This window comes from Streptomyces sp. NPDC104106 (assembly GCF_055584345.1).
In genome coordinates this window covers 162,520-184,162 of the sequence record NZ_JBVJMF010000008.1, presented here as the reverse complement: position 1 = coordinate 184,162, position 21,643 = coordinate 162,520, and the positions used below count along the sequence as shown (strand labels likewise).

Genomic DNA, 21,643 nt, shown 5'->3' with positions numbered 1-21,643 from the left:
GCCGGGTGACGGGAACGGACATGCGGACCGGAGCAGAGGACTCGGGACCCAGCGGCTACGCGGCGGCCCGGCTGCGCCTCCTCACCGAGGGGGCGCGGTCCGGGCCGCCGCGCCGTGCCGCCCTCGCGGAACTGACCGACGACTGGCTCACCGGGCTGTTCACCGCGGCGGCCGAGGGGCGCACGGGCGTCTCGCTGGTCGCGGTCGGCGGCTACGGCCGCGGCGAGCTGTCCCCGCGCAGCGACCTGGACCTGCTCCTGCTGCACGACGGTGGTGACATCGAGGCGGTGGCCGCGCTCGCCGACCGCCTCTGGTACCCGGTCTGGGACCTGGGCCTGGCCCTCGACCATTCCGTGCGGACACCCGGAGAGGCGAGGAAGACCGCCGGCGACGATCTGAAGGTCCAGCTCGGTCTCCTGGACGCCCGGCACCTCGCCGGCGACGCCGGCCTCACCGCCTCTCTGCGCACGGCCGTCCTCACCGACTGGCGCAACCAGGCCCCCAGGCGCCTGCCCGAACTCCAGGATCTGTGCGTCGAACGCGCCGAGCGGCAGGGCGAGTTGCAGTACCTGCTGGAACCCGACCTGAAGGAGGCGCGCGGAGGGTTGCGCGACGCGACCGCCCTGCGCGCCGTCGCCGCCTCCTGGCTCGCCGACGCCCCGCGCGAGGGCCTCGCCGACGCACGCCGGCGCCTGCTCGATGTCCGCGACGCCCTGCACCTGACGACGGGCCGCGCGACGGACCGGCTGTCGTTGCAGGAACAGGACCAGGTGGCGGCCGAGCTGGGGCTGCTGGACGCCGACACGCTGCTGCGGCAGGTCTACGAGGCGGCCCGCGTCATCTCGTACGCCAGTGACGTCACCTGGCGCGAAGTGGGGCGCGTCCTGCGCTCGCGCGCCGTACGGCCGCGGCTGCGCGCCATGTTGGGCGGTGGCAAGCCGGTCACCGAGCGCTCGCCGCTCGCCGAGGGCGTGGTGGAGCAGGACGGCGAGGTGGTGCTCGCCCGTGCCGCGCGCCCCGAACGCGACCCCGTGCTGCCGCTGCGCGCCGCGGCCGCCGCCGCCCAGGCCGGCCTCCCGCTCTCCCTGCACGCCGTCCGGCGCATGGCCGCCCTCGCGCGCCCTCTGCCCACCCCCTGGCCCGCCGAGGCCCGTGAGCAACTGGTCACCCTGCTCGGCTCCGGCCGCCCGACCGTCGAGGTCTGGGAGGCGCTGGAGGCCGAGGGCCTGATCAGCCGCCTGCTGCCGGACTGGGAGCGGGTCCGCTGCCGCCCCCAGCGCAACGCGGTCCACATCTGGACCGTCGACCGGCACCTGATCGAGACGGCGGTCCGCGCCTCCGAACTGACCCGCCGCGTCAGCCGCCCCGACCTGCTCCTGGTCGCCGCCCTGCTGCACGACATCGGCAAGGGCTGGCCCGGCGACCACTCGGTGGCGGGCGAGATCATCGCCAAGGACGTGGCCGCGCGGATCGGCTTCGACCGCGCGGACGTGGCTGTGCTGTCGGCACTGGTCCGCCACCACCTCCTCCTCATCGAGACGGCCACGCGCCGCGACCTGGACGACCCGGCCACGGTCCGCTCGGTCGCCGAGGCGGTCGGCACGCAGAGCACCCTGGAACTGCTGCACGCGCTGACGGAGGCCGACGCCCGCGCCACCGGCCCGGCCGCCTGGTCCTCCTGGCGCGGCTCCCTCGTCGCCGACCTGGTCCGGCGGGTGTCGGCCGTCCTGGCCGGGGACACGCCCGACGAGCCCGAGCCGGCTGCCGCGCCCACCGCCGAGCACGAGCGCCTCGCCATCGAGGCCTACCGCACGGGCGGCCCGGTCCTCGCGCTGCGCGCGCAGCCGGAACCGGTCGCCGAGGACGAGCCCGTCCAGGAACCGCTGGGCGTCGAGCTGCTCATCGCCGTACCCGACCAGCCCGCGGTGCTCCCCGCGGTCGCCGGGGTCCTCGCCGTGCACCGCCTGACCGTCCGCACGGCCGAGCTGCGCACCCTGCGCCTGCCGGACGACGTCGAGGACGGCGCGGTCCTGCTGCTCAACTGGCGGGTCGCCGCCGAGTACGGCTCCCTGCCCCAGGCCACCCGGCTGCGCGCCGACCTCGTGCGCGCGCTCGACGGCACCCTGGACATCGCCGGCCGCCTCGCCGAACGGGACGCGGCCTACCCGAGGCGCCGCGGCTGGCCGGCCCCGCCGCCCCGGGTGACCGTCGCCCCGGCCGCCTCCCACCACGCCACGGTGATCGAGGTCCGCGCCCAGGACGCGCCGGGCCTGCTGCACCGCATCGGCACGGCCCTGGAGAAGGCGGGGGTGCGGGTGCGCAGCATGCACGTCAGCACGCTCGGCTCGAACGCGGTGGACGCCTTCTACGTCACGACGGGAACGGGGGCGCAGCTGCCGGCGCGGGACGCGTCGTCGCTGGCGCGGGTGCTGGAGGAGACGTTGCGGGCGTGACCGCGCGGGTGACACGCCGTTGACAGGGCGTGGCCTGCGCAGACGTGGAGGTGACGCGGGACGGCTCTCCACGGCCGCCACGCACGCCACATGGTCCCTGCCCCCGCGCGGAGCGTCCCGCTCGCCGGATGCGCCGGGCGGGGACCGTCGCCTTGCCGGGCCAGATACCCTGGAGGGCAGCCCAGACCACTTCCGACCCCGAGGACCGACGCCGCCGTGTTCGATACTCTCTCCGATCGCCTTTCAGCGACCTTCAAGAACTTGCGCGGCAAGGGGCGCTTGAGCGAAGCGGACATCGACGCCACGGCGCGCGAGATCCGCATCGCGCTCCTCGAAGCCGACGTGGCCCTCCCGGTCGTCCGTACGTTCATCAAGAACGTCAAGGAACGGGCCCTCGGCGCCGAAGTCTCGCGCGCGCTGAACCCCGCCCAGCAGGTCCTGAAGATCGTCAACGACGAGCTGGTCACCATCCTGGGCGGCGAGACCCGCCGGCTGCGCTTCGCCAAGCAGCCGCCCACCGTGATCATGCTGGCCGGTCTCCAGGGTGCCGGTAAGACCACCCTCGCGGGCAAGCTCGGCCGCTGGCTGAAGGAGCAGGGCCACTCCCCGCTGCTGGTCGCCTGTGACCTCCAGCGCCCGAACGCCGTCAACCAGCTGAGTGTCGTCGCCGAGCGCGCCGGCGTCGCCGTGTACGCCCCCGAGCCGGGCAACGGCGTCGGTGACCCGGTGAAGGTCGCCGAGGACTCCATCGAGTTCGCCAAGGCCAAGGTCCACGACATCGTGATCGTGGACACCGCCGGCCGCCTCGGTATCGACCAGGAGATGATGCAGCAGGCCGCGGACATCCGCGACGCCGTCTCCCCGGACGAGATCCTCTTCGTCGTCGACGCGATGATCGGTCAGGACGCGGTCAACACCGCCGAGGCCTTCCGCGACGGCGTCGGCTTCGACGGCGTGGTGCTCTCCAAGCTCGATGGCGACGCCCGCGGTGGTGCCGCCCTGTCGATCCGGCAGATCACCGGCAAGCCGATCATGTTCGCGTCGAACGGCGAGAAGCTGGACGACTTCGACGCCTTCCACCCGGACCGGATGGCCTCCCGCATCCTCGACATGGGTGACCTGCTCACCCTGATCGAGCAGGCGGAGAAGACCTTCAGCCAGGAAGAGGCCGCCAAGATGGCCTCGAAGCTGGCGTCCAAGAAGGGCCAGGACTTCACCCTGGACGACTTCCTGGCCCAGATGGAGCAGGTCCGGAAGATGGGCAGCATCAGCAAGCTGCTCGGCATGCTCCCGGGCATGGGCCAGATCAAGGACCAGATTCAGAACATCGACGAGCGGGACGTCGACCGCACCGCCGCGATCATCAAGTCGATGACCCCGGCCGAGCGCCAGGACCCGACGATCATCAACGGCTCGCGCCGCGCCCGTATCGCCAAGGGTTCCGGTGTCGAGGTCAGCGCCGTGAAGAACCTGGTCGAGCGGTTCTTCGAAGCCCGCAAGATGATGTCCCGCATGGCCCAGGGCGGCGGCATGCCGGGCATGCCGGGGATCCCGGGCATGGGCGGCGGCCCCGGCCGGCAGAAGAAGCAGCAGAAGAAGGCCAAGGGCAAGCAGCGCTCCGGCAACCCGATGAAGCGCAGGCAGCAGGAGCTGGAGGAGGCCCAGCGCCGCGAGGCGGCGGCCCAGGGCGGGAACGCCTTCGGGCTGCCGCAGCAGGCCGGCCAGGACTTCGAGCTGCCGGACGAGTTCAAGAAGTTCATGGGCTGAGCCGGGGCGAGGGCTGTCTCACCAAGCCCTCGCACGGGGTTCGCCCTGGTTTCACCGCTGCGCATGCCACGGGTTGGTCATTGTCGTAACGTCCGGATATGACCAACCCCGCGCCGCCGCGCAAGTCGCCCGACCAGCCCTGGCGTACCGAAGGCGCCCCCGAGGAGCCGCCGAAGCAGCCGCCCGGTGGCCCTCGGCTGCGCGGGGGCTGGTGGCGGCTGATCCTCACCGCGTTGATCGTGTACCTGATCGCCAACCTGGTGCTGTCGTACGTCGACCAGGCCAACGAGCCGACGATCTCGTACACCGAGTTCAGCAGGCAGGTCAACGACGGCAATGTCGCCAAGATCTACGCCAAGGGCGACTCGATCCAGGGGCAGCTCAGGAAAGAGCGGAAGAACCCCGGCGGCGGCACGTACACCAAGTTCAACACCGAGCGGCCGTCCTTCGCGAACGACAATCTCTGGTCGAACCTGACCAAGCACAACGTCACCGTCACGGCCCAGCCCGTCGTGCAGCACCGTAGCTTTCTCGCCAATCTGCTGATCTCGCTGGCGCCGATGCTGATCATCGTCGCCCTGTGGATCCTCGTCGCGCGGCGGATGAGCGCGGGTCTCGGCGGCGCGGGCGGCATGCTCGGCCGCAAGGCGCCGCCCAAACCGGTCGAGCTGGTGGCGGGGGAGAAGCGCACGACCTTCGCCGACGTGGCCGGCATCGACGAGGTCGAGGGCGAGCTGAACGACGTCGTCGACTTCCTGAGGAACCCCGACGCCTACCGCCGCATGGGCGCCAAGATGCCCCGCGGCGTGCTGCTCGCGGGCCCGCCCGGCACCGGAAAGACGCTGCTCGCGCGCGCGGTCGCCGGCGAGGCGGGCGTGCCCTTCTTCTCGGCGTCCGCGTCCGAGTTCATCGAGATGATCGTGGGCGTGGGCGCCTCGCGCGTGCGGGAGCTGTTCGCCGAGGCCCGCAAGGTCGCCCCGTCGATCATCTTCATCGACGAGATCGACACCATCGGGCGGGCCCGCGGCGGCGGCGCGTCCATGGGCGGGCACGACGAGCGCGAGCAGACCCTGAACCAGATCCTGACCGAGATGGACGGCTTCTCCGGCTCGGAGGGCGTCATCGTCATCGCGGCCACCAACCGCGCCGACATCCTCGACCCGGCACTGACCCGCCCCGGCCGCTTCGACCGGATCGTCCAGGTCGCGCCGCCGGACCGGGGCGGCCGCGAGGCCATCCTGGAGATCCACACCCGCGACATCCCGCTCGCCGAGAACGTCGACCTCGCCCAGGTGGCCCGTACCACCCCGGGCATGACCGGCGCCGAGCTGGCGAACCTCGCCAACGAGGCCGCGCTGCTCGCGGTCAAGCGCAAACAGCAGGCGGTGACCCAGTCCGACCTCTCCGAGGCACTGGAGAAGATCCAGCTCGGCGCCGAGCGCGCGCTGGTCATGCCCGAGGAGGAGCGCCGGCGCACCGCCTACCACGAGAGCGGGCACGCGCTGCTGGGCATGCTCCAGCCGGGCGCCGACCCCGTCCGCAAGATCACCATCGTGCCGCGCGGCCGGGCCCTCGGCGTCACGCTCTCCACGCCGGACGCGGACAAGTACGCGTACACCGAGGAGTACCTGCGCGGCCGGATCATCGGCGCGCTCGGCGGAATGGCCGCCGAGCAGGTCGTCTACGGGGTGATCACGACCGGTTCCGAGAGCGACCTCGAACAGGTCACCAACATCGCGCGCGGGATGGTGTCGCGCTGGGGCATGAGCCGTGAGGTCGGCCGGCTCTCCGCGCTCCCGAACGACGCCCAGCAGGCCTACGGCCTCGCCGCCGCCCCGCAGACGCTGGACGCCATCGACACCGAGATGCGCCGGATCGTGGACGAGTGCTACGAGGAGGCCTGCCGCAAACTCCGCGACCACCGCGACCAGTTGGACGCCCTCGCGCAGGCGCTGCTGGAGAACGAGACGCTGGAGGAGGCGGACGCGTACCGGATCGCCGGGATCACGCGTCTGGCGAAGGACGTCGATTCCTAGGGTCCTCAGGGCACGCGCGCGATGAGGTACCGGAACACGTTCGGCATCCACACGGTCCCGTCCGGGCGCCGGTAGGGGTGCAGCGCCTCGGCCAGCTCCTTGTCGACCTGCTTGGCGTCCGTCGCCGCGATCGTCGCGTCGAACAGGCCCGTCGACAGCAGGCCGCGTACGGCGCTGTCGAGGCCGGCGTACCCGAAGGGGCAGGCGACCCGCCCCGAGCCGTCCGGCTTGAGCCCGGCGCGCTGCGCTGTCTCCTCCAGGTCGTCCCGCGCGGCGGGCCGCCAGCTGCCCGCGCCGTACAGCGGATCGGCCAGCTTCGCCGCCACCCGCAGCACCGAGGAGGTGGCGCACCGCTCCGGCGGCCCCCACCCGGCGAGCACCACGGCGGCTCCCCGCACGGCCGACGGCAGGGCCTGCGCCAGCACCTCCCCGAGCCCCTCGAAGTCCCCGGCCAGACATCCGGCCGGCTCGAAGGCGGTCACCAGGGTGTACGTGCCCGCGGTGCCGTCGGCCGTGGCGGCGGGCGGTTCGGCGATGAGCCGGACGCGGGCGCGCGCACGCGAACGCGCGTGTTCCGGGCGCCCGTCACGGCTCGCGCGGAGGCCGGGCAGGCCGCCGTCCGCGCCGCGCGGGGCGGGCGGCAGGAGACGCTCGCGGGCCAGGGCGAGGCGTTCGGGGCAGGTGGCGTCGCATCCCGTGACCGCGGCCCCTCTGGCGGCGGCCATCAGCAGGGCGAGCCCCGAACCGCAACGCAGGCCCAACAGCCGTGTGTCGGGGCCCACTTCAAGTCGTTCGTAGACGGCTTCGTAGAGCGGGACCAGCATCCGCTCCTGGATCTCGGACCAGTCACGCGCGCGTGCGCACAGGTCCACGCGGGGTGCGCAGTCCGCGTGGTCCAGGTGCTGCCGCACGAGCACAGGTGTCATAGGTAAGCGCCCCAATCCGCCGACAGTTCGCCGCCGCGCCCGGTCGCCTGGCCCCCGTGCCGTGCGCGGGCACGTCCCACGTATGCCAGGTAACTCCCGGCTCGCGGTGGCGTCCAGGGGTCGTGGAGCCCCGCTTGGGCTCCGGGCGCCTGTGTGGCGAGATTTCACGTCCCGGCAATCTGAGTGGCCGTACGGTGTGCGCTCCCGGCGACGGGGCCGGTGCCAGGGGGTCGGGCGGTGCGCGGTAACGTCACGACCGCCACGGACGCTGTTCACGGTGTGGCGGTGCGCCGAGCGCGGCCGAAACGCCTCTTGCGCACCCGCCGCCCGGGGCACTACTCACCGGGTCGTACGGCGGACTACGCACCAGCTTGGTACGAGCTGTGCGCCTTCTCCGCAGATCAGCGCACCCGCCCTCGTCAGGGCGCATCAGCGGCAACTGACGGGTACGTGCAAATTATTTGAGATGACCCGGAATAGGAACACATTCGTGCTCCCGCTCGTTGTCATTACGTGAGCACGACACAGACACCACCTGTTCTCGCCGCGGAGCTGGCACAGGCGTGGGCCGACATTCAGCGGTACCACCCCGAGCTGCCGGATCTCGCCGCGCCAGAGTCCCTGATCGGAGAGTCGTCGTCCGCGTGCGGACACGAGCTCTCCTTCGAGCGACTGCTCCATGAGGCAGTCCACGGCATCGCCGCCGCCCGCGGGATCCGCGACACCTCCCGCGCCGGCCGCTACCACAACCGCCGCTTCCTGGCGATCGCCGAGGAGCTGGGCCTGGACCACCCCGAGGAGCCGCACCCGAGCAGCGGCTTCTCCCTGGTCACGCTCAACCCCGAGGCGAAGCGGCGCTACCGCCCGACCATCGAGCGGCTCCAGCGCGCGCTGAAGGCCCACACGGCGGCCACGTCCTCCGACACCACCCGCAGCTTCCGCGGCCCCGCCGCCCGGCACGGCTCCTCCGGCGGAGGTGTCCGCGTCAAGGCGGTCTGCGACTGCGGCCGCAACGTCCGGGTGGTCCCCTCGGTCCTGGCCCAGGCCCCGATCGTCTGCGGCGGCTGCGGCAAACCGTTCAGAATCCCGGAGGTCGCCGGGGCGGCGTGATCGCGTTCGGCCACGGAACACCGGCATCTCGTGGGTGCCGGTAGGAGGCCTCCGGGCCGGCGCGCAGCACCGGGGCAGCACCCGACGTACGGTCACCTCCGCGCCGGGTGCCTCCCAGGCATGCCCAGCCGCAGCTCACTCCACCCTCGGCCAAAAGCGACCCGTGGGGTGTGGCACAATGGCTAGCTGTACTCGACAGCCGCACAGGACCCCTCTCTCCTCCGGCTGACGCGTCCATCGGGCACTCGGGTACCGCAACCCCACGCGGCAGCTCGCCGTGCCCAACCACGTCAAATCCAGGAGAACCCACTCCCGTGGCAGTCAAGATCAAGCTGAAGCGTCTGGGCAAGATCCGTTCGCCTCACTACCGCATCGTCGTCGCCGACTCCCGTACCCGCCGTGACGGCCGGGCCATCGAGGAGATCGGCAAGTACCACCCGACCTACAACCCGTCGGTCATCGAGGTGGACGCCGAGCGCGTGGCGTACTGGCTGGGTGTCGGCGCGCAGCCGACCGAGCCCGTCCTCGCCATCCTGAAGAAGACCGGCGACTGGCAGAAGTTCAAGGGCGAGCCGGCTCCCGCGCCGCTGCTCGTCGCCGAGCCGAAGGCCGCGCGTCCGTCGTTCGAGGCTCTCGGCGGTGACGACGAGGGCAAGGGTGAGGCGATCACCCAGAAGAAGAAGGCTGAGAAGAAGGACGAGGCGGCTGCCGAGTCCGAGTCGACCGAGGCCTGAGCAGCATGCTCGAAGAGGCGCTTGAGCACCTCGTGAAGGGCATCGTCGACAACCCTGACGATGTGCAGGTCGCCTCGCGCAACCTGCGCCGCGGGCGCGTGCTGGAGGTCCGGGTCCACCCCGACGACCTCGGCAAGGTGATCGGCCGCAACGGCCGTACCGCGCGCGCTCTGCGCACCGTCGTGGGCGCCATCGGCGGCCGCGGTGTCCGTGTCGACCTCGTCGACGTGGACCACGTCCGCTGACGCTTCATCGCAACCGGCTCGGGCCGGGGAGGGCCACTGGGCCGTCCCCGGCCCGCAGTCGTATGAGCCTCGCGGCTCTCGTCGTTCCGACAGGAGATCAAGCACAGTGCAGCTGGTAGTCGCACGGATCGGCCGCGCCCACGGCATCAAGGGCGAGGTCACCGTGGAGGTACGTACCGACGAGCCGGAGCTGCGGCTCGCCCCCGGCGCCGTCCTGGCCACCGACCCGGCCTCCACCGGACCGCTCACCATCGCCTCCGGCCGCGTCCACAGCGGCCGTCTCCTCCTGCGTTTCGAGGGCGTCACCGACCGCAACGCGGCCGAGGCCCTGCGCAACACCCTCCTGATCGCCGACGTCGACCCCGAGGAACTGCCCGAGGACGAGGACGAGTACTACGACCACCAGCTCATCGACCTCGACGTGGTCACCGCCGACGGGCTGGAGGTCGGCCGGATCACCGAGATCTCGCACCTGCCCTCGCAGGACCTGTTCATCGTGGAGCGCCCCGACGGCAGCGAGGTGCTGATCCCCTTCGTGGAGGAGATCGTCACCGAGATCGACCTGGAGGAGCAGAAGGCCGTCATCACGCCCCCGCCCGGTCTGATCGACGACCGCGCCGTGATCGCCTCCGCCCGGGAGGACGAGGGCCCGCAGGACGAGGGCCCGCAGGACGAGCGCCCGCAGGACGAGGGCCCGCAGGACGAGGGCCCGGAGGACGCGTCGTAATGCGCCTCGACGTCGTCACGATCTTCCCCGAGTACCTGGAGCCCCTGAACGTCTCCCTCGTCGGCAAGGCACGCGCGCGTGGGCAGCTCAACGTCCAGGTGCACGACCTGCGCGAGTGGACGTACGACCGGCACAACACGGTCGACGACACACCGTACGGCGGCGGCCCCGGCATGGTCATGAAGACCGACCCCTGGGGCGACGCCCTCGACACGGTCCTCGCCGACGGCTACGAGACCGGCGCCCGGCGCCCCGCGATCATCGTGCCCACGCCCAGCGGCCGCCCCTTCACCCAGGAGCTGGCCGTCGAGCTGTCCGAGCGCCCCTGGCTGATCTTCACGCCGGCCCGCTACGAGGGCATCGACCGGCGCGTCATGGACGAGTACGCGACCCGCGTGCCGGTCTACGAGGTCTCCATCGGCGACTACGTCCTCGCGGGCGGCGAGGCGGCCGTCCTCGTCATCACGGAGGCCGTGGCTCGGCTGCTGCCCGGTGTCCTCGGCAACGCCGAGTCCCACCGTGACGACTCCTTCGCGCCCGGCGCCATGGCAAGCCTGCTGGAGGGCCCCGTCTACACCAAGCCGCCCGTCTGGCGCGGCCGGGAGATCCCGGACGTGCTGCTCAGCGGCCACCACGGCAAGATCGCCCGGTGGCGCCGCGACGAGGCGCTGAGGCGCACGACCGCCCACCGGCCCGACCTGATCGAGCGCTGCGCACCCGAGGCCTTCGACAAGAAGGACCGCGAGATGCTCTCCATCCTGGGCTGGGAACCGGACCCCGAGGGGAAGCCGTTCGGCCGATTTTGGCGGCGGGCCGGGGGCATGGAACAATAGACCGCTGTTGTGCGCCCGTCCGGCGTGCGCCCCTGCCACAGGGGGACACGACGCCCGCCCCGACCCGCACGGCAGACCTCTTGTACACCTAGTTTCCGTTGATGACCTGTGGCATCAGCGAAGAAAGCAGACGAAATGTCTCACCTGCTCGACACCGTCGACGCCGCGTCGCTGCGCAGTGACATCCCGGCCTTCCGCCCGGGTGACACCGTCAACGTCCACGTCCGCGTCATCGAGGGCAACCGCTCCCGTGTGCAGCAGTTCAAGGGCGTCGTGATCCGCCGCCAGGGCTCCGGCGTCCGCGAGACCTTCACGGTCCGCAAGGTCTCGTTCTCCGTCGGCGTCGAGCGCACCTTCCCGGTGCACACCCCGATCGTCGAGAAGATCGAGCTGGTCACCCGTGGTGACGTGCGCCGCGCCAAGCTGTACTACCTCCGTGAGCTGCGCGGCAAGGCCGCGAAGATCAAGGAGAAGCGCGAGAGCTGAGCGCTTGCCGGGGTCCACAGCCCGGCGGGATAGCATCTCGCCCCGATGGACACCGAAGCACAGCCGACGGAACGCGACCGCTCCTCCCACCCGGGGTCCCCGGGGCCGGGGGAACGGTCGCGTTTCGCGTTGGTGTCGCGGTTCACCGAGTGGCTGCCGGGCGGCCGGATCACCCTCACCCTCGCCGCCTGCCTGGCCTTTCTGCTGGTCCTCAACGCCTTCGTGGTGCAACCGTTCCAGATTCCGAGCGGATCCATGGAAGAGGGCTTGAGGATCGGGGACCGCGTTCTCGTAAATAAGTTGGCGTACCGTTTCGGTGCCCAGCCGCAGCGCGGCGACGTGATCGTCTTCGACGGATCGGGGTACTTCGGGGACGCCGACTACGTCAAACGCGTGGTCGGGGTGGGGGGCGACCATGTGGTCTGCTGCGACAAGAAGGGACGGATCGAGGTGAACGGCCGCGCGGTCGACGAGTCGTCCTTCCTCTACGCCGGGGACAGCGCCTCCAGCGTGCCCTTCGACATCGCCGTGCCCGAGGGGCGCCTGTTCGTCCTCGGCGATCACCGCAGCGACTCCAGCGACTCCCGCGACCATCTCGGCTCGCCCGGCGGCGGCATGATCCCCGTCGGCGACGTCATCGGCCGGGCCGACTGGATCATCTGGCCGTACGGCCACTGGACGCATCTGACGCGGCCTTCCGCGTACGCGCGCGTGCCGTCCGCGGAGCGGTCCGCAAGGGCCGGTGAGCATGGGTAACCGCGGCAAACCCCGCGGGGTGCCCGCCGCCCCCGCCGACAACCTGCTGCCCACCGGGGCACGCCGCACCTCGGCGCCCGGCGGCGGCCGCACGCGCGCGGAGCGGCGCAAGCTCCAGCGCAAGGTCAAGCGCAAGCGCAGGCGGTCAGCCGTTCGTGAGATCCCTCTTCTGGTCGGTGTCGCCGTCCTCATCGCGCTCGTCCTGAAGACGTTCCTCGTCCAGGCATTCGTGATCCCGTCCGGCTCCATGGAGCAGACGATCCGGATCGGCGACCGGGTCCTGGTCGACAAGTTCACCCCGTGGTTCGGCGCCGAGCCGCAGCGCGGGGACGTCGTCGTCTTCCACGACCCGGGCGGCTGGCTCGCGGACGAGAAGACCACCAAGAAGAACGACCCCATCGTCGTCAAGCAGTTCAAAGAAGGCCTCACCTTCATCGGCCTGCTGCCCTCGGACAACGAGAAGGACCTGATCAAGCGGGTCATCGGGGTCGGCGGCGACCACGTCAAGTGCTGTGACGCACAGGGACGGATCACCGTCAACGGCACCCCGCTCACCGAGGGCAACTACATCTACCCGGGCGACGCCCCCTCCGCCATGCGCTTCGACATCACCGTGCCCAAGGGCCGGCTGTGGGTGATGGGCGACCACCGGGGCAACTCCGCGGACTCCCGGTTCCACATGAACACGCCCTACGGCGGCACGGTCTCCATGGACTCCGTCGTCGGCCGCGCCGTCGCCATCGGCTGGCCCTTCGACCACTGGACCCGCCTGCAGGAACCTAAAACCTTCGCAAGCGTCGCCCACCCCGTGTCGGGGACGGCCGCCGCTCCCCGGCTGTCGCATAGGGTTGCCCCCGAGAATCCGAACGCAATGACCCGGCTCCCGACCCCTGCGGAACTCCCGCTCGTTATGGGAGTGGTGGGCCTGCGCCGTGTCACGGGCAGGCGGCGACACAGAGTAAGGAGTTGGCGTGGGGGATGTGGCGGTTGGCGCACGGTCGGGACACGACGGCGAGGAGCACCGCGGGCACCCCGTGGAAGCGAACGCCGACGACCCGGACGGGGCCATGACCTCCGGGAATGAGAAGATGACGGGCGACGACGACACACCGGGCGACGAGCAGCGGCCCCCGGTCGGCGACGCGGGCACGGGCGAGAGCGCCGGCCCGCCGAAGAAACCGCGCTCCTTCTGGAAGGAGCTGCCGATCCTCATCGGCATCGCCCTGGTCCTGGCGCTGCTGATCAAGACGTTCCTGGTGCAGGCGTTCTCGATTCCGTCCGACTCGATGCAGAACACCCTTCAGGTGGGTGACCGCGTCCTCGTCGACAAACTCACCCCCTGGTTCGGCTCCGAGCCCGGACGCGGCGAGGTCGTCGTCTTCCACGACCCGGACAACTGGCTGGCGGGCGAGCCGGCGCCGAACCCGAACCCGGTGCAGAAGGTCCTCAGCTGGATCGGCCTGATGCCGTCGGCGGAGGAGAAGGACCTGATCAAGCGCGTGATCGGGGTCGGCGGTGACACGGTCGAGTGCAAGAACTCGGGCCCGCTGCTGGTCAACGGCCACCCGCTGAACGAGCCGTACGTCTACCCCGGCAACACGCCCTGCAGCGTGGACGACCAGGGCGGACAGTTCAAGGTGACGGTCCCCAAGGGCTACATCTGGGTGATGGGCGACCACCGCCAGAACTCCCGCGACTCGCGCTACAACCAGACCGACAAGCACCACGGCATGGTCCCGGTCGGCGACGTCGTGGGCCGTGCGATCGTCAAGGCCTGGCCGATCAACCGCTGGGGCACTCTGCCGATCCCGGACACCTTCGACCAGCCCGGCCTGGACAAGCAGGCCTCGGCGTCCGCCGCCCTGACGGTGGCCCCGCAGGGTGTGGCCGTCGCGGCGGTGCTGCCGGTGGTGGTGTGGCGGCGCGGCCGCAGGGACCGGCTGGAGTCCAAGGTGCGGCGGACGGAGTCCGCGGTGAGCCGGTGAGCGGCTGGTGAGCGTCCGGTGAAGAGGGCCGGGGCGGCCACCGGTCCTTTCCGGAACAGGGGCTGCCGGGCCTCGGTACCGCCGGGTAGGGTGCGGGTCCATGAGCGGCGAGAGCACGACGCGTACGGCCCCGCGCAGCGGCGGGGCAGGCACGGCACAGACCGGCGGCGGCCGGCTCGGGCAGCGGTTGTCCGGGGTGGTCGTGGCACTCGGTCTGGTGCTGTTCCTCGGCGGGTTCGCCTGGGCAGCGGTGACCTACCGGCCGTACACCGTGCCCACCGGCTCCATGACGCCCACCATCGACGCCGGCGACCGTGTGCTCGCCCAGCGCGTCCAAGGCGCCGACGTGCGGCGCGGTGACGTCGTCGTCTTCGAGGACAAGACATGGGTCTCGGGCTCCAAGCTCGTCAAGCGGGTCGTCGCGGTCGGCGGTGACACCGTGTCCTGCTGCACGGACGGCAAGCTGACCGTCAACGGCAAGCAGATCGACGAGCCGTACCTGCCCAAGGGCAGCCTGGCGGAGATGCAGAACTTTCCGAAGGTGACCGTCCCACCGGGCCGGCTGTTCCTGCTCGGTGACGAACGCCAGGGCTCGCTGGACTCCACGGCCCACCTCACCGACGTGGCGAAGGGCACGGTCTCGCGCGACGCCGTCTCCGCGCGCGTGGACGCCGTCGTCTGGCCCTGGAAGGGCATGCTGGGGCGCCCCACCGGCTTCGAGGCCCTCGGATCCCTCTCCCAGCCGGGTCCGCTGCGCACCATCGAGCTGCTGATCGCCGCCGGCGCCGTCCTGGTCCTGGCCGGTGGCGCCTACGGCCCGATCGCCGCCCGCGCGGGCCGCTCCCGCGCCCGTACCGCCCGCCCGGAGGCGGCCGGTGCCCGCTGAGGCCGCGCGGCCGGGCGAGGACGCCTGCGAGGGCGGTCTGCGCAAGGTGGCCCGGGTGGTCCTCCTGGACCCGGACGACCGCATCCTGCTCCTGCACGGCCATGAGCCGGGGAACCCCGCCGACGACTGGTGGTTCACCCCCGGCGGCGGTCTGGAGGGCGCCGAGACGCGCGAGGAGGCCGCGCTCAGGGAACTCGCCGAGGAGACGGGCATCACCGAGGTCGTACTCGGCCCGGTGCTGTGGCGGCGCACGTGCTCCTTCCCCTTCGCGGGCCGTCGCTGGGACCAGGACGAGTGGTACTACCTGGCCCGTACGGCGCAGACGGCGACCTCGCCGGCCGCGCTGACGGAGCTGGAACGGCGCAGTGTCGCCGGAGCGCGCTGGTGGACGTGCCAGGAACTGACCCGGGCACATGAGACGGTGTATCCGACCAGACTCGCCGAGCTGCTCCAGCGGCTGCTCGACGAGGGTCCCCCGGCCAGGCCCGTGACCCTCGACACGGAAATCGTCTGAGGACACCCGGGACTGGCGCACAATGGTGGGATCGCACGGCTGAAGGGGAACATGCCATGAGCGCCGAGGACCTCGAAAAGTACGAGACCGAGATGGAGCTGAAGCTCTACCGGGAGTACCGAGATGTCGTCGGTCTGTTCAAATTCGTGATCGAGACCGAGCGGCGCTTCTACCTCACCAACGACTACGAGATGCAGGTGCACTCGGTCCAGGGCGAGGTCTTTTTCGAAGTGACGATGGCCGACGCCTGGGTCTGGGACATGTACCGGCCGGCTCGCTTCGTCAAGCAGGTCCGCGTCCTGACGTTCAAGGACGTGAACATCGAGGAGCTGAACAAGAGCGACCTGGAGCTTCCGGGCGGCTGATGACCCGGGTGTTCCCGGCATGGCCGGGCCCACTCGATCGGGTGACGAAGTTTTCCACAACCGCCGAGTAGCTCACCAAGATCAACAACGTACGGCCGGATGCGTGACCGTTGGCGCCGAAAGGTGGTGCCGACATGAACGCACGATCAGCACTCGGCAAGTACGGCGAGGACCTGGCCGCCCGGCGGCTCGCCGAGGCCGGAATGACGATCCTGGAGCGCAACTGGCGCTGCGGGCGGTCCGGCGAGATCGACATCGTGGCGCGCGACGGGGACGCGCTCGTCGTCTGCGAGGTCAAGACCCGCAGGGGCGGCGACTACGAACACCCGATGGCCGCCGTGAGCCCCGAGAAGGCGGCACGCCTGCGCGAACTGGCCGAACACTGGATCGAGGCCCACGGCGGCGCCCCGCCGGGCGGCGTCCGCATCGACCTGATCGGCGTCCTGCTGCCCCAACGCGGCGCGCCGTCCGTCGAGCACGCCCGGGGGGTGGCCTGAATGGGTTTCGCCCGTACCTGCTCGGTCGCCCTGGTCGGCGTCGAAGGAGTGGTCGTCGAGGTCCAGGCCGACCTCGAACCGGGCGTCGCCGCCTTCACCCTGGTAGGCCTCCCGGACAAGAGCCTGACGGAGAGCCGGGACCGGGTGAGGGCGGCGGTGGTGAACTCCGGCGGCGAGTGGCCGCAGAAGAAGCTCACCGTCGGACTCAGCCCGGCATCGGTGCCCAAGGCGGGCTCCGGCTTCGACCTGGCGGTCGCCTGCGCGGTGCTCGGCGCCGCCGAACGGATCGATCCCCGCGTCCTCGCCGACATCGTCATGATCGGGGAGCTGGGCCTCGACGGCCGGGTGCGGCCCGTGCGGGGCATCCTGCCCGCGGTGCTGGCAGCGGCCGACGCCGGATACGAGCAAGTGGTCGTGCCCGAGTGCGCCGCCGCCGAAGCCTCGCTGGTCCCCGGCGTGTCCGTGCTCGGCGTACGCAGTCTGCGCCAGCTCGTCGCCGTCCTCAGCGAGGAGCCCGTGCCGGTAGAGCAACCGGATGAACAGGGGCGCCCCGATCCGCTCCTGGCAGGCCTGCGCATGCCCGGCACCGGCGCGGCCACCGGCATGCACAGCATCGGCGCCGCGCAGCACGACCACGATCACGACCTGGCGGACGTCGTCGGCCAGGCGCCGGCTCGCACGGCCGTGCAGGTGGCCGCCGCCGGCGGGCACCACCTGTTTCTCGAAGGGCCGCCCGGCGCGGGCAAGACCATGCTCGCCGAACGGCTGCCGGCCGTCCTTCCCAGGCTCACTCGGGAGGAATCACTGGAGGTCACAGCGGTGCACTCCGTGGCCGGTCTGCTGCCACCGGGCAAACCGCTCATCGACGTCGCCCCCTACTGCGCCCCCCACCACTCGGCCACGATGCAGTCACTCGTCGGCGGCGGCCCCGGTGTCGCCCGCCCCGGCGCGGTGTCCCTGGCCCACCGCGGCGTGCTGTTTCTTGACGAGGCGCCCGAGTTCCACAGCCGGACCCTCGACGCACTGCGCCAGCCCCTGGAGTCCGGCCACGTGGTGATCGCGCGCAGCGCGGGCGTCGTCCGCTTCCCGGCACGCTTCCTGATGGTCCTCGCGGCCAACCCCTGCCCCTGCGGACGCTTCTCGCAACGCGACTCGCTGTGCGAGTGCCCGCCGTCGGTGATCCGCCGCTACCAGTCCCGGCTCTCCGGCCCGCTGCTGGACCGGGTGGACCTGCGGGTCGAGGTCGATCCGGTCACCCGGTCCCAGCTCACCGAGCCCGGGGCCCGGGGCGAGTCCACGGCGACCGTCGCCGAGCGGGTACGGCAGGCGCGGGCGCGGGCGGCGGCGCGCCTCACCGGGACCCCGTGGCGCACCAACAGCGAGGTGCCCGGCCGGGAGCTGCGCAGCCGCTATCAGGCGGCGCCCGGCGCGATGGACGACGCCGAGCGGAACCTCGAAAGAGGCGTGCTCACCGCCCGCGGCATCGACCGGGTCCTGCGCGTCGCCTGGACGGTCGCCGACCTCGTCGGGCACGACCGGCCCGACGCGACCGACGTCGCGCTGGCCCTGCAATTGCGCACCGGGGTCCCGCGCGGGGTCCCGATGGCCATCGGGGCGCTGACGTGAGCGCGGACCAGGACCCCGACGGCGAACTGCTCGGGCGGGTCCTTCTCGGACGGGTCGTCGAGCCGGGGGATGAGGCCGGCGGGCGGTGGGTGCGGGAGCTCGGGGTGGGGGAGGTGGTGCGGCGGTTGCGGGAGCGGGAGACCCTGCCAGGGGTGAGTGAGACGCGGTGGGCGGGCCTCGTCGCCCGGGCCGGTCGGGCCGAGCCCGAGCGGGATCTGGAGACGGCCCGGGCGCTCGGAGCACGGTTCGTGGACCCGCGCAGCGCGGAGTGGCCCCGGCAGCTCGACGATCTCGGCGACGCACGACCGCTCGGCCTGTGGGTGCGCGGGACGCCGAGCCTGCGGATGTGGGCGCTGCGCTCCGTGGCCGTCGTGGGCGCCCGCGCCTGCACGGAGTACGGCGCCCACGTGGCCGCCACCCTCGCCGGCGGGCTCGCCGAGCGGGGGTGGGTGGTGGTGTCCGGCGGGGCGTACGGCATCGACGGCGCCGCCCACCGAGGCGCCCTCGCCGCCCGCGGAGCCACCGTCGCCGTCCTGGCCTGCGGAGTCGACCGGCCGTACCCGCGCGGCCACGCTGCCCTGATCGGCAGGATCGCGGAGCAGGGGCTGGTCGTGGGCGAGCTGCCGCCGGGCGACCATCCCACGCCGAGCCGGTTCATCCTGCGCAACCGGGTCATCGCCGCTCTGACCCGAGGCACGGTCGTCGTGGAGGCCGCCCACCGCAGCGGCTCCCTGTCCACCGCGCGGGCCGCACAGCGCCTCGGCCGCCACACCATGGGCGTGCCCGGCCCCGTGACCAGCGCACTCTCCGCCGGCGTGCACGAGCTGCTGCGCGGCGAGGCCACCCTCGTCACGGACGCCGCGGAGGTCGTCGAACTCGTCGGCGACATGGGTGAACTGGCACCGGCGCGGCGGGGGCCCGTACTGCCGCGGGACCTGCTGGAGCCCGCCGCCCGGACCGTGCTCGCCGCCCTGCCCGGCGATCGCGCGGTCACCGCCGCCGACATCGCGCTCGGCGCCCGGACCACACGGGACGAGGCGATCGCGAGACTGTACGAACTCCGAGCACTTGGTTACGTCGAACGACACGGCGACGGCTGGAAGTTGACACGCCAGGCGGTGATGTCGGTCCGCGCCCGCCGCGACCACCGCTGACCGAGGCTGTTCGGCCGTCCGGGGGAATCCCCGACGCCCTTGGCGTTCACCGGAGTTGGCGCCGGCGCCGGTCGCACGGCGCGCGTCGCGGGACGCGCCCCCCGGGACGGGAGGCGCGCCCCGCGCAGGGGTGGAGCCTCGCTGTTCGCACACCGCGACACCTCAGTCACGCTACGCTCACGAAAGCGTTGATACAGATCGCACCAACTCGACATCAGACCGACAGCTCACCCAGGCAGCCCATTCGCCCCCCAAACCCACCCAGCCCACTCGACGGCCGACCGCGGCAGACGACGGCACTTCTCAGCACTTCACGGCAGAACGGCACTAGGCGACGAATGCCCCAGCACACCTCCGGGTCCGACCGGGCGGCGATCCCCCCAACCGCCCGCGACGGTGGCAGCGTGCGGCCGCCCGCTCCCTCGACGCTCGACGAGCTGTGGCGGTCGTACAAGGCGACGGGGGACGACCGGCTGCGGGAGCAGCTGATCCTGCACTACTCGCCGCTCGTGAAATACGTCGCGGGCCGGGTGAGCGTCGGTCTGCCGCCCAACGTCGAGCAGGCCGACTTCGTCTCCTCCGGGGTCTTCGGGCTGATCGACGCGATCGAGAAGTTCGACATCGACCGGGAGATCAAGTTCGAGACGTACGCGATCACCCGGATCCGGGGCGCGATGATCGACGAGCTGCGCGCGCTGGACTGGATCCCGCGGTCGGTACGGCAGAAGGCGCGCAACGTGGAGCGGGCCTACGCCACCCTCGAAGCCAGGCTGCGGCGCACGCCCAGCGAGTGCGAGGTGGCCGCCGAGCTGGGCATGGAGATGGACGAACTCCACGCCATTTTCAGCCAGTTGTCGCTGGCCAACGTGGTCGCCCTGGAGGAGCTGCTGCATGTCGGCGGGGAGGGCGGCGACCGGCTCAGTCTCATGGACACGCTGGAGGACACCGCCGCGGACGACCCCGTGGAGGTGGCCGAGGACCGCGAGCTGCGAAGATTCCTCGCGCGGGCCATCAACACCCTGCCCGAGCGCGAGAAGACCGTGGTCACCCTGTACTACTACGAGGGGCTCACGCTCGCCGAGATCGGCAATGTGCTCGGGGTCACCGAGAGCCGCGTCAGCCAGATCCACACCAAGTCGGTGCTCCAGCTGAGGGCCAAGTTGGCGAGCTTCGGGCGGTGAGGCCACAGGCTCGCACGCGGGCGAGTGACCCTCCCGTTCGGGCCGGGGCGTCCGTAGAGTGGTGGGCGTGCCAAGGATTCGAGCGGCCTCCGTGGCCGAGCACCGGTCGATGCAGCGAGCCGCCCTGCTGGACGCGGCTCGCTCGTTGCTGTCCGAGGGTGGGACGGAGGCGCTGACCTTCCCGGCTCTCGCCGAGCGCACGGGGCTGGCGCGATCGTCGGTGTACGAGTACTTCCGCTCGCGGGCCGCCGTGGTCGAGGAGTTGTGCGAGGTCGACTTCCCGCTGTGGGCGGCCGAGGTGGCCGCCGCGATGGAGCGGGAGGAGTCGGCCGAGGGCAAGGTCGAGGCGTATGTGCGCCGGCAGCTGTCGCTGGTCGGCGACCGGCGACACCGGGCGGTCGTGGCCATCTCCGCCAGCGAGCTGGACGCCGGAGCCCGGGAGAAGATCCGCGCGGCCCACGGCGGGCTGGTCGCACTGATCGTCGAGGCGCTCGGGGAGATGGGGCGCGAGGAGCCCCGGCTGGCGGCGATGCTGGTGCAGGGCGTTGTCGACGCGGCGGTGCGGCGGATCGAGCTGGGGGCGGCGGAGGATCCTTCGGCCATCACCGACGCCGCCGTGGCCATGGTGCTGCGAGGCGTGAAGGGCTGAGGCCGGCGGGCCCCCCTCCCCTCCCTCCACCCCCCTCCCTCCACCCCCTCCCGACCGCCGCGTCCCACCGGCTATCCCGTCGGGACCGGCACTCCCAGGACCGGGAGCAGTCTCGACGGGCCTTGGTGCGTCAGCCATGGGGGCAGGAGGAGCAGGGGGTTCAGGTACGTGTCGGCGCGCAGCAGTCCCCAGTGGAGGCATGCGCGCGGGCAGTGGGTGTCCGGCGGCGGCTCGGTCGTGCCCACGACGTCGCCGGCTCCCACCTCGTCCCCCTTCCGTACCGACGGGGTCACCGGTTCGTACGTCGTCCGCAGGTCCGTGCCCGACAGTTCCACCGCCACCACGCCCCGGCCCGCCACCCGGCCCGCGAAGGACACCCGGCCCGGTGCCACCGCCCGTACGGGGGAGCCGGCCGGTGCCGACAGATCCACGCCCCGGTGGCCGGGACCGTACGGGGTCGCCGGGGGCAGCCAGCCGCGCAGGACCGGGGGACGTACGCCCACCGGCCAGACGCGGGCGATCCGCGGCACCGGGGCCTGCGGCGCCGGGGGTGGCGGGGGAGTGGGGGCCGCCCGTGGCCACGGGGCCGGCGGGGCCGCCGCCAGGGTCAGGAACAAGCCCATCCATACCAGGACACGTCGCATCGCTCGTCGCATGCGGAAACAGTCCCGCACCCCGCCGACCACGGCCGGAGCCTGTGGACAACTCCCCGG

The 21,643-nt window shown here is 72.0% G+C and carries 22 protein-coding genes; 20 read left to right on the top strand and 2 right to left on the bottom strand.

Annotated elements, in window-relative coordinates; genetic code table 11:
• Positions 1 to 5 precede the first annotated feature (5 nt).
• The 3 genes from ACZ60X_RS20830 (at position 6) to ftsH (ending at position 6,256) form a co-directional block, all read left to right on the top strand.
• Positions 6 to 2,453 carry a [protein-PII] uridylyltransferase gene (locus tag ACZ60X_RS20830; protein ID WP_469600395.1) on the top strand — a complete coding sequence of 816 codons (2,448 nt, stop codon included), beginning with the start codon at positions 6 to 8 and terminating at the stop codon, positions 2,451 to 2,453.
• Positions 2,454 to 2,669: 216 nt separating this feature from the next.
• Positions 2,670 to 4,220 carry a signal recognition particle protein gene (gene ffh / locus ACZ60X_RS20825; protein WP_469600393.1) on the top strand — a complete coding sequence of 517 codons (1,551 nt, stop codon included), beginning with the start codon at positions 2,670 to 2,672 and terminating at the stop codon, positions 4,218 to 4,220.
• Between the two features lie 98 nt (positions 4,221 to 4,318).
• Positions 4,319 to 6,256 carry an ATP-dependent zinc metalloprotease FtsH gene (gene ftsH / locus ACZ60X_RS20820; protein ID WP_469600391.1) on the top strand — a complete coding sequence of 646 codons (1,938 nt, stop codon included), beginning with the start codon at positions 4,319 to 4,321 and terminating at the stop codon, positions 6,254 to 6,256.
• Between the two features lie 5 nt (positions 6,257 to 6,261).
• Here ftsH and ACZ60X_RS20815 read toward each other — a convergent pair whose 3' ends face one another.
• Positions 6,262 to 7,182, bottom strand: coding sequence for a class I SAM-dependent methyltransferase (locus tag ACZ60X_RS20815; protein WP_469600389.1), 921 nt, complete (start codon positions 7,180 to 7,182; stop codon positions 6,262 to 6,264).
• Positions 7,183 to 7,695: 513 nt separating this feature from the next.
• Here ACZ60X_RS20815 and ACZ60X_RS20810 point away from each other — a divergent pair.
• From ACZ60X_RS20810 to ACZ60X_RS20730, 17 genes are all read left to right on the top strand, one after another.
• The gene (locus ACZ60X_RS20810; protein WP_055704355.1) at positions 7,696 to 8,292 is read left to right on the top strand and encodes a hypothetical protein; all 597 of its coding nucleotides are present in this window, start codon (positions 7,696 to 7,698) and stop codon (positions 8,290 to 8,292) included.
• A gap of 314 nt (positions 8,293 to 8,606) precedes the next feature.
• On the top strand, positions 8,607 to 9,026 hold the full coding sequence (gene rpsP / locus ACZ60X_RS20805; RefSeq protein WP_171152431.1) for a 30S ribosomal protein S16: 420 nt from the start codon (positions 8,607 to 8,609) through the stop codon (positions 9,024 to 9,026).
• A gap of 5 nt (positions 9,027 to 9,031) precedes the next feature.
• Positions 9,032 to 9,271: an RNA-binding protein gene (locus tag ACZ60X_RS20800; RefSeq protein WP_003973401.1), complete on the top strand. Its 240-nt coding sequence runs from the start codon at positions 9,032 to 9,034 to the stop codon at positions 9,269 to 9,271.
• Between the two features lie 106 nt (positions 9,272 to 9,377).
• Entirely contained in the window at positions 9,378 to 9,998 is a 621-nt protein-coding gene (gene rimM / locus ACZ60X_RS20795; protein WP_469600386.1) for a ribosome maturation factor RimM, read from the top strand.
• Positions 9,998 to 10,831, top strand: a complete 834-nt coding sequence (trmD, locus tag ACZ60X_RS20790; protein ID WP_469600383.1) for a tRNA (guanosine(37)-N1)-methyltransferase TrmD — start codon at positions 9,998 to 10,000, stop codon at positions 10,829 to 10,831. The genes rimM and trmD overlap by 1 nt, the downstream gene beginning before the upstream one ends.
• Positions 10,832 to 10,966: 135 nt before the next feature.
• Complete coding sequence (gene rplS, locus ACZ60X_RS20785) at positions 10,967 to 11,317, top strand: 50S ribosomal protein L19 (protein WP_070022289.1); 351 nt, start codon at positions 10,967 to 10,969, stop codon at positions 11,315 to 11,317.
• Positions 11,318 to 11,362: 45 nt separating this feature from the next.
• Positions 11,363 to 12,073 carry a signal peptidase I gene (gene lepB, locus ACZ60X_RS20780; RefSeq protein ID WP_469600380.1) on the top strand — a complete coding sequence of 237 codons (711 nt, stop codon included), beginning with the start codon at positions 11,363 to 11,365 and terminating at the stop codon, positions 12,071 to 12,073.
• Positions 12,066 to 13,157, top strand: coding sequence for a signal peptidase I (gene lepB, locus ACZ60X_RS20775; protein WP_469600378.1), 1,092 nt, complete (start codon positions 12,066 to 12,068; stop codon positions 13,155 to 13,157). The genes lepB (ACZ60X_RS20780) and lepB (ACZ60X_RS20775) overlap by 8 nt, the downstream gene beginning before the upstream one ends.
• Positions 13,045 to 14,058, top strand: a complete 1,014-nt coding sequence (lepB, locus tag ACZ60X_RS20770) for a signal peptidase I (RefSeq protein WP_469600376.1) — start codon at positions 13,045 to 13,047, stop codon at positions 14,056 to 14,058. Before lepB (ACZ60X_RS20775) ends, lepB (ACZ60X_RS20770) begins: the two co-directional genes overlap by 113 nt.
• Positions 14,059 to 14,158: 100 nt before the next feature.
• Positions 14,159 to 14,944, top strand: coding sequence for a signal peptidase I (lepB, locus tag ACZ60X_RS20765; protein WP_469600372.1), 786 nt, complete (start codon positions 14,159 to 14,161; stop codon positions 14,942 to 14,944).
• The gene (locus ACZ60X_RS20760; RefSeq protein ID WP_469600369.1) at positions 14,934 to 15,458 is read left to right on the top strand and encodes an NUDIX hydrolase; all 525 of its coding nucleotides are present in this window, start codon (positions 14,934 to 14,936) and stop codon (positions 15,456 to 15,458) included. The genes lepB (ACZ60X_RS20765) and ACZ60X_RS20760 overlap by 11 nt, the downstream gene beginning before the upstream one ends.
• A gap of 56 nt (positions 15,459 to 15,514) precedes the next feature.
• Complete coding sequence (locus ACZ60X_RS20755) at positions 15,515 to 15,823, top strand: DUF2469 domain-containing protein (protein WP_004924843.1); 309 nt, start codon at positions 15,515 to 15,517, stop codon at positions 15,821 to 15,823.
• A 134-nt stretch (positions 15,824 to 15,957) separates the two neighbouring features.
• Positions 15,958 to 16,320 (top strand): YraN family protein, encoded by a 363-nt coding sequence (locus ACZ60X_RS20750; RefSeq protein WP_469600364.1) that lies wholly within the window; start codon positions 15,958 to 15,960, stop codon positions 16,318 to 16,320.
• Positions 16,321 to 17,946, top strand: a complete 1,626-nt coding sequence (locus tag ACZ60X_RS20745; RefSeq protein ID WP_469600361.1) for a YifB family Mg chelatase-like AAA ATPase — start codon at positions 16,321 to 16,323, stop codon at positions 17,944 to 17,946.
• A complete protein-coding gene (gene dprA / locus ACZ60X_RS20740; RefSeq protein WP_469600360.1) occupies positions 17,943 to 19,100 on the top strand; it encodes a DNA-processing protein DprA in 1,158 nt (385 codons plus the stop codon). Before ACZ60X_RS20745 ends, dprA begins: the two co-directional genes overlap by 4 nt.
• Positions 19,101 to 19,438: 338 nt before the next feature.
• Entirely contained in the window at positions 19,439 to 20,281 is an 843-nt protein-coding gene (gene whiG, locus ACZ60X_RS20735) for an RNA polymerase sigma factor WhiG (RefSeq protein ID WP_469600357.1), read from the top strand.
• Positions 20,282 to 20,372: 91 nt separating this feature from the next.
• The gene (locus ACZ60X_RS20730) at positions 20,373 to 20,930 is read left to right on the top strand and encodes a TetR/AcrR family transcriptional regulator (RefSeq protein ID WP_469600745.1); all 558 of its coding nucleotides are present in this window, start codon (positions 20,373 to 20,375) and stop codon (positions 20,928 to 20,930) included.
• A gap of 71 nt (positions 20,931 to 21,001) precedes the next feature.
• On the opposite strand, the gene ACZ60X_RS20725 is transcribed toward ACZ60X_RS20730, so the two are convergent.
• Positions 21,002 to 21,553: a peptidoglycan DD-metalloendopeptidase family protein gene (locus ACZ60X_RS20725; protein ID WP_469600353.1), complete on the bottom strand. Its 552-nt coding sequence runs from the start codon at positions 21,551 to 21,553 to the stop codon at positions 21,002 to 21,004.
• Positions 21,554 to 21,643: the final 90 nt, after the last annotated feature.

Coding starts and splice junctions, on each gene's coding strand:
- whiG (WP_469600357.1), top strand. CDS start 19,439: ATGCCCCAGCACACCTCCGGGTCCGACCGGGCGGCGATCCCCCCAACC.
- ACZ60X_RS20815 (WP_469600389.1), bottom strand. CDS start 7,182: ATGACACCTGTGCTCGTGCGGCAGCACCTGGACCACGCGGACTGCGCA.
- lepB (WP_469600378.1), top strand. CDS start 12,066: ATGGGTAACCGCGGCAAACCCCGCGGGGTGCCCGCCGCCCCCGCCGAC.
- ACZ60X_RS20750 (WP_469600364.1), top strand. CDS start 15,958: ATGAACGCACGATCAGCACTCGGCAAGTACGGCGAGGACCTGGCCGCC.
- lepB (WP_469600380.1), top strand. CDS start 11,363: ATGGACACCGAAGCACAGCCGACGGAACGCGACCGCTCCTCCCACCCG.
- ACZ60X_RS20745 (WP_469600361.1), top strand. CDS start 16,321: ATGGGTTTCGCCCGTACCTGCTCGGTCGCCCTGGTCGGCGTCGAAGGA.
- rplS (WP_070022289.1), top strand. CDS start 10,967: ATGTCTCACCTGCTCGACACCGTCGACGCCGCGTCGCTGCGCAGTGAC.
- ACZ60X_RS20800 (WP_003973401.1), top strand. CDS start 9,032: ATGCTCGAAGAGGCGCTTGAGCACCTCGTGAAGGGCATCGTCGACAAC.
- ftsH (WP_469600391.1), top strand. CDS start 4,319: ATGACCAACCCCGCGCCGCCGCGCAAGTCGCCCGACCAGCCCTGGCGT.
- lepB (WP_469600372.1), top strand. CDS start 14,159: ATGAGCGGCGAGAGCACGACGCGTACGGCCCCGCGCAGCGGCGGGGCA.
- ACZ60X_RS20755 (WP_004924843.1), top strand. CDS start 15,515: ATGAGCGCCGAGGACCTCGAAAAGTACGAGACCGAGATGGAGCTGAAG.
- ACZ60X_RS20725 (WP_469600353.1), bottom strand. CDS start 21,553: ATGGGCTTGTTCCTGACCCTGGCGGCGGCCCCGCCGGCCCCGTGGCCA.
- trmD (WP_469600383.1), top strand. CDS start 9,998: ATGCGCCTCGACGTCGTCACGATCTTCCCCGAGTACCTGGAGCCCCTG.